We start from the raw sequence: 6912 nt of genomic DNA, 5'->3' as shown, positions 1-6912 counted from the left end.
TTTTCGCTTAATGAAATCAACCTGCGATTTTACCGCCGCCAAGTTTTTTTGCGTTCCGCCCTGAAGCACAAATTTTTTGCCGAATTTTGACAAATTGCTTTCTTGCACGACGTAATTCCAAATATTCAGCGGCAAAACCTGCGCAAGTCCGCACATCATTTCTTCTTTTTTCCAGCCGGCTTGTTGAAAATTTACCCTGTCCTGCTCCATAAAAACTGCGCAACCGTAATTGAATTTTGGGGCGACTTTTGCCTTAAACGCCATTTCCGCGTATTCTTCGAGAGGCACGTCAAACTGCTCCGCCATTGCTTGCAGAAAATATCCGTTGCCTGCGCTGCATTGCGTATTTAAGCGGAAATCGGCAACGCGTTTATTCTTTATAAAAAGCACTTTTATATCCTGCCCGCCAACGTCGCAAATCACATCGACGTCGCCGTAAAGCTCGACCGCCGCGCGGAAATGCGCAATGGTTTCCACAAGTGCAATATCCAGATTTAACGCCGTTTTGAAAATTTGGGAAGCGTATCCCGTTGTTGCCGCGCCGAGAATTTTTATTTCCGCGTTATTTTTGTCTTGCCAATTTTTTATTTTTTGAAACAATAATTTCGCATCCTCAAGCGGATTGCCGTTTGACAGCACGTAATCGGAGTAAATTAAATCGCCCTTTTCTTTGTCTATAATTGCAATTTTTGTGCTTGTAGAGCCGCCGTCAATTCCTATAAACGCCTCGATTTTTGCGTTTTTTATGTCGCGATTTTCCAATTTCGGCACGGCGTATTGTTTTTTGAAAATTTCCAACTCTTCTTCGTTTGCGATAAGTCCTGCGTTTACTTCGTTATTACTCTTATTTTGTCCGTCGGCAACCTCTTCATACCAATTCTTTTTCACCTCCGAAATATGAAGGCTATGATTTTCTCGGGCGAAAAAAACCGCGCCGATTGCCGCAAAATACTGCGAGTCCTCGGGGGCGAATATTGCTTTTTGTAAATCGCTTTCATTCGGCGAAAATCCGTGAATTTTCCAAGTTTCCGCAATTTGAATTCGCCATAATTCGCGCAAAACGGAAATGTAGGTGTTAGGTCCGCCCAAAAGCAAGACTTTGTCCGCCAAAACGTTTCCGTGGACAAGAACTTCTATGTTTTGCTTTACGATTGCCGAGCAGAGCGAAATAAAAATTTCTTCCTTTGAAACGCCCGCTTTAAGCAGTCCCACAACGTCGGTTTCGGCAAAAACTCCGCATTTTGCGGCGATGTGATGAATTTGCTTGTTCTCTAAGGTGATATTTGCCGCTTCTTCCTGCGAAACTCCGATTTTGCTCATAATTTTGTCTATTGTGGAGCCCGTTCCGCCCGCGCATTTGTCGTTCATATAGGTTATTATGTGGCGGTTGTCGGGGAAGAGACCGTCGCCTTTGTCGCCTTTCCACAAAATTACCTTTGCGTCCTGCCCGCCCAATTCCACCACCGAATTTGCTTCGGGGATAAGCGTTTCTACGGCAAGCGCCACCGCGTTAACTTCCTGAATAAATTGCGCGTCCAAAGCGTCTTTAAGCGCGCGCGCTCCGCTTCCGGTAATGGCAATTCGCAGTTTTGCTTCAGGATAAATTTTCGTAATGTGCGATATAAATTCTTTAACGCAATCCTTTTGATGCGCGTTGTGTCTGCGGTATTCTTTCCACAAGACATTATTTTCGTCGTCAAGCAGAACGCATTTGACGGTAGTCGAGCCGACATCGAGCCCGCAATCTATTATATTTTGTATGTTTTGCTTCATATTTATACCTCTTTGCAGTTAATCACATTCTGAAATAACGCTCGGTTTTGCAGATGAAAATAATTTTTTCCGCCCGCCCAAAACCGAAATTCTGCTAAAAAACAGATATTTTCTCTTATTCATATACGCAATTATGTATTTTCACCGTAGAAAATTCTGTAAAATCAGGGAAGATGGAAGTTATGGATAAAAAGAAATGGTCTAAAAACCTTTTTGAAAAAGTTGCTAAAAAACCGTCGAAATTCGCAATTATCTCTTTTTTGTGTTCGCTATTACTTTGTTCTGCGTTTATTTTTATAACTGTCGAAAGCAGAGAAAAAATCGAAGCCTCGCAGATGCAACACCTTATGCTCGACAGGTCTTTTCGTCTCAAGGAGGTTGTGGGTAATCTGTTATACAAAAATCATTCGCTTGCACTGCTCGCCAGACAAGGATACGATGTTTCCGAAAAATTTGAAACTTTTGCGCCTTTAATTTTTAACGACCCTGCGCTATTAAACTTTGTTATTGCGCCAAACGGAGTTGTCTCGAATGTTTATCCTATGGAAGGCAATAAAGCGGTTTTGAATTGGAACTTTTTGGATACTACTAATCCGGGCAACGCGGAGGCTATTGCGGCGATTGAAAAAGGTGAAATGTTGCTTGCGGGACCGTTCCATTCGGCGCAGGGCGTTAATATTATTACGGGAAGATTACCTGTTTATCTCGAAACTTACTGTGGCGCTTCCGAATTTTGGGGGCTTGTGTCCGTTGCCTTAAAATTTGAAGAAATTATAAACAGCGCCGCTCTGAACGTTATAGAAAACAAAGGTTTTTCGTATAAATTATGGAGAGTAAATCCCGACAATAACGGCGAACGTCAAATAATAGCGGGCGGCAAAAGGTCTGTCGGCAGGAACGCTCGCGTTATCGAAAGCCCGATATTGATTGCCAACGCCGAGTGGCATCTGAAAATCTGGTCAAGTCGGTCGTGGTACAATTACCTCGAAAATATTGCGCTTATTGTCGCGGGGATTTTCATAAGTTTGCTTGTTATGTTTGTGGTGCACGACAACGTCGAATTAAATCGGGTAAAGCTGGTTCTGGAAGGTTATGCGAAAACCGACCCGCTGACGGGAGCTTACAACCGTCGTCATTTTATGGATATGGCGAAAATCAACATTGAGCGTGCGCGGCGTGCTAAAAAGTCCGATTATATAATAATTTTTGATTTGGATAAGTTCAAAAGCATAAACGACACCTACACCCACATTGTCGGCGACCGAGTGCTTGCAGATACGGCGTTGCGCATAAAATCGGTTATCCGTCAATACGACTTATTTGCGCGCTACGGCGGCGAAGAATTTATAATATACGCCCCCGAAACCGACCGAAAAGGTATGCCTGAAATGACCGAGCGCCTAAGAACAATTATCTGCGCGGAGCCGATTATACACAACGATTTGTCAATCAGCGTATCGGCAAGTTTCGGCATAGCGCAAATAGAAAACTACGACCTCGACGCGGCAATTTTACACGCCGACAAAGCGCTCTACGCCGCCAAAAGCAGCGGTCGCAACAAAGTCCAGTTTTGGGACGAACTTCTTGCTTCCCGCGAAAGCACGGAACACTGTCCCAAAGAGTAGTTTTTTTACATTAAACTCGCAAATGATTTTTCGTAGGGGCGTATTGCATACGCCCAAATACGCAAATGCCGTACAAACAACAGGGCGTATGCAATACGCCCCTACGGTGATTATTTATGTATAGACTCCAAAATCTCTTTTGCCGCCGCCGCAGGGTCTTTCGCCCCCGTAATTGCCCGTCCGATAACCAAAATAGTCGCTCCGTCTTCTATCGCATTTTGCGGCGTTGCAATTCGTTTTTGGTCTTGAATATCTCCACCCGCCAAACGAATTCCCGGAGTAATTATCGTGAAATCCGCAGGAAGAATTGGCTTAACTTTCGGCAAATCCGCCGCTGAGCATACAATCCCGTCGAGCCCGCACTCGTTGGCAAGTTTCGCTAAATCTGCGACTTTTTCATCGACTTCGCCGGCAATTCCCATTTCGTTGTTCATTGCGTTTTTGTCAATGCTTGTTAAAATGGTAACGCCGATAATTTGGGGCGCGTTCGGCGATTTTTTTGCCGCTTCCGCCGCCGCTTTCATCATTTCCGCGCCGCCGATGGTGTGAATGGTCAAATAATCGACATTATGCAAAATCGCCGAATTTACCGCCTGCGCCACGGTGTTGGGAATGTCGTGGAGTTTGAGATCCAAGAAGATTTTTGCGCCGTTTTTGCGAATTACGTCAAAAAGTTTGTCGCCGAAACGAATAAACTGCTCTAATCCGACCTTGTAAACTCCGACGGACTCCGAAGTTTTGTTTATAAGTTCAACAATTTCGTTCAAATCGTCGTTGTTGTCGAGCGCAAGCGCAATGTTGTTTTTTGAAATCATAATACTATCATCCTTTCGTTGTTTTTTTCCGCAAAGAGAAATTTTTCTTTAATGCTAATCCAATCCTTGTGATTTCCCGCAAATCCGCCCAATCCGCCGCCCGTTGCCAAAACTCTGTGGCAGGGGTACATTATCGGAAGCGGATTGTTTCGCAGGGCGTTTCCGACCGCTCGCGCCGCATTCGGGCTTTGGCAAATTTCGGCAAGTTCTTTGTAAGTCATTCTTTTTCCGTAAGGGACGGCTCGCAGTTTTTCGTAAACGAGTTTCCAAAATTCCGTTTTAGCCATCGGCGCGTGCGAAAATTCGTCGTCAAATCCGTAAAAAGCGTTTTCAATATATTTTTGGAGAGCAGGATTTTCGCTTATCGGCTTTATGCTTTCGAGCGGTAAGTCCACGTCGGGCGGAGTGAAAATTATCTTTTCGATAATCTTATCCCCCGTCAAAACCACGCCGACTTTGCAGATTTTTTCGCCGTTTTGGCGGCAAATCGTTCCGCTGAAATTTTGTTTTTGCATTGTTTTTCCCGTTTGTGAAATTGTCTTTGTGGGAAAATACTATTTGCCGATAAACAAAAACGAAAAGAAATGAGCCAAGGCATGCCTTGGCTCTACGGGGAATGGTTGTCAATAGGGGCGTGTGTACTTTTTAGCCCAATATGCGCGGCGACAATTCTATGCGCAAGGACTTAAGTTTACAAAGAAAGCGCAAATCGAGAGAGGGTAAGGGAAACGGTTAAAAAAAACAGGCAAACTGAAAAATTTGCCTGTTTTTTTGAATATACTAAATTATATAAACTATCGCCATTCTACTAATGCCGAGCCGCTTGTGAGCGAAATTCCGCATATAGTATTGGGCGGCACCGGTTGCAACCTTGTTACTTGTCCTCTAATAGCGTATGTTCCGTTTGCAGGCTGTCCAGCAGGAAAATTGATTACAACATTGCTGAACATAGTGTTAAGAGGTACTGATGCTTGACCAAGCACTTGGTTCGTTGCTGGATTTATTAGCTGAATAACCCCAGTTCCAGGAAGGCAGTTTGTTGAAAGTCCAAGATTTCCTCTTACTACAACTCTTGTCATAGATTGACTTGACGTTCCTCGCCCCGTAAAATTTGACGGAGCCGTATGCCCAACTGTGCTCCCAACAGCAATCATGCCGTTTAACACAGTCATATTATGCGTAAATGACCCCTGCGCCGCCACACTGACAAACGAAGCCATAATTACAGCTATGGCTACTGACAAAAAACGGATATTTTTCATTTATTCCCCTTATGTTAAAGTTATTTTGGAACAATTTTACATCTAAATATAATACAAAAAATAAGATTTTGCTCAAATATTAACATTTAATTCAAATGTCATCAATTTTACAGCCAATTTCTTGTTGAGGTAAACGACCTGAGTCCCTTTGTTGTCCCGTGCGGAATAGTCCCATTTTCCGCTTCCCATTCTTGGTAAGCTTTATTGTAAATTTCATTAAATCTTGCGCCTCTTTCCATTTCTGCAACAGTAGGATAAGTAGTCCAACCGCTTGGACTCCAGTCCATTAGTTCATTTCCACCTAAATGATTTGGCACTGTTCCATGGATCACATTGTTTCCTCCGCTATTTGCAAAAGCAGCTCTGCGGTCAGGCGAAACAACAGACACAAAAGCTGTATGTAATTCCAGATAAGCAACCTGGTCTCTCGCTAAATGCCACGACGTATCACCCTTTTTCATTGCAAATTCTGCATTCGCTCGCGCCATCGCTATTATTGCTTGTTCAAATTCTTCTTCCGACATTATCGGCGCTCTCTTGCTATGAACGCGATCCCAATTTGGCTCAGGTGGTCTTGAGCTCATTGGAATATAGGTATCTTCTCTTTGAATTTTTTTTGGCTTCACATCTTCTTCGCCAAGTAATTGACGGACGATGCTTACATCGCCTTTTGAATGTTGCTTCATTGCTTCCTGCATTTGCACCATTTGAGCTATTCTCATAAATCCCCCTCGTCCTTGAGTGTTCCCCATACATTATATATATCGGCAGAAAGACGGATTTCTTGAGTAGATAAAGGAGAAGTTTGTGTTTTGATTAGAATTTGGAATTGTGATTTTTTTTGTATCAAAGAACGAAAGCAAACCGACAAAAACGGGGCGAAATTTCGGTTTGCGCGAGGTTTTATTCCGTAATCAAGTTATTTATTTCATTTACCACATTTTCCAAAACATCTTGAGAAACAACGCCGAAACGCTTATGAACAATACTTTGTTCCAATGTGTAAATCTTTTCGCAACGGATAAGTGATGTTTTTGGAAGTTCGCCGAATATTAAATCGTTTGCTTCTATTATTATTCCGTTTTGTTGTAAATTTGAAGTAATCGCGACAACTATCATATCGCGATTTGCGTAATTGTGCAAAGTATTTGAAATTACAAGAACAGGGCGCTTTTTAACAGAAGATAAATTACTGAACGGCACAGGAATTAAAACGATTTCTCCACGTTTATACATTATTCCAAACCTCGTCTTCTCCGTTATCCCAGAAATCAAGAGTACTTTCGCTTGCTTTCATTAAATCAAAAGTATCATTGTCGCTTTTGTAGCGAATAAATTGAGCGTAGTTTGCAATTTCTAATAATTGCAGACCGTTCATTTCATTCACAAGATTGAATATTCTCTCTTTCGGCTCTAAAAGCGTTTGCATAATAATAC

Annotated in this window: 8 protein-coding genes; 1 reads left to right on the top strand and 7 read right to left on the bottom strand. The window is 42.7% G+C overall.

Going from position 1 to position 6912, the window contains the following annotated elements; translation table 11 throughout:
* A partial coding sequence (locus tag FWE23_10985; protein MCL2845950.1) for a CoA activase occupies positions 1-1773 on the bottom strand: 1773 nt, incomplete at its 3' end.
* Positions 1774-1955: 182 nt separating this feature from the next.
* Between FWE23_10985 and FWE23_10980 the strand changes: the two genes are divergently transcribed.
* Positions 1956-3398: a sensor domain-containing diguanylate cyclase gene (locus tag FWE23_10980; GenBank protein ID MCL2845949.1), complete on the top strand. Its 1443-nt coding sequence runs from the start codon at positions 1956-1958 to the stop codon at positions 3396-3398.
* A 110-nt stretch (positions 3399-3508) separates the two neighbouring features.
* Here the strand turns inward: FWE23_10980 and pyrF are convergent, their stop codons facing one another.
* From pyrF to FWE23_10950, 6 genes are all read right to left on the bottom strand, one after another.
* Positions 3509-4213: an orotidine-5'-phosphate decarboxylase gene (gene pyrF, locus FWE23_10975; protein ID MCL2845948.1), complete on the bottom strand. Its 705-nt coding sequence runs from the start codon at positions 4211-4213 to the stop codon at positions 3509-3511.
* On the bottom strand, positions 4210-4728 hold the full coding sequence (locus FWE23_10970) for a methylated-DNA--[protein]-cysteine S-methyltransferase (GenBank protein ID MCL2845947.1): 519 nt from the start codon (positions 4726-4728) through the stop codon (positions 4210-4212). Before FWE23_10970 ends, pyrF begins: the two co-directional genes overlap by 4 nt.
* 279 nt (positions 4729-5007) lie before the next feature.
* Positions 5008-5475, bottom strand: coding sequence for a hypothetical protein (locus tag FWE23_10965; GenBank protein MCL2845946.1), 468 nt, complete (start codon positions 5473-5475; stop codon positions 5008-5010).
* Positions 5476-5582: 107 nt separating this feature from the next.
* Positions 5583-6197, bottom strand: coding sequence for a hypothetical protein (locus tag FWE23_10960; protein ID MCL2845945.1), 615 nt, complete (start codon positions 6195-6197; stop codon positions 5583-5585).
* A gap of 181 nt (positions 6198-6378) precedes the next feature.
* Positions 6379-6711: a type II toxin-antitoxin system PemK/MazF family toxin gene (locus tag FWE23_10955; protein MCL2845944.1), complete on the bottom strand. Its 333-nt coding sequence runs from the start codon at positions 6709-6711 to the stop codon at positions 6379-6381.
* A partial coding sequence (locus FWE23_10950) for a hypothetical protein (GenBank protein ID MCL2845943.1) occupies positions 6704-6912 on the bottom strand: 209 nt, incomplete at its 5' end. The genes FWE23_10950 and FWE23_10955, both read right to left, overlap by 8 nt.

Source organism: Chitinivibrionia bacterium (assembly GCA_009779925.1).
GTDB lineage: Bacteria > Fibrobacterota > Chitinivibrionia > Chitinivibrionales > Chitinivibrionaceae > WRFX01.
Note: the sequence above shows the minus strand (reverse complement) of the source record. Positions and strands in the feature narration are given on the sequence as shown.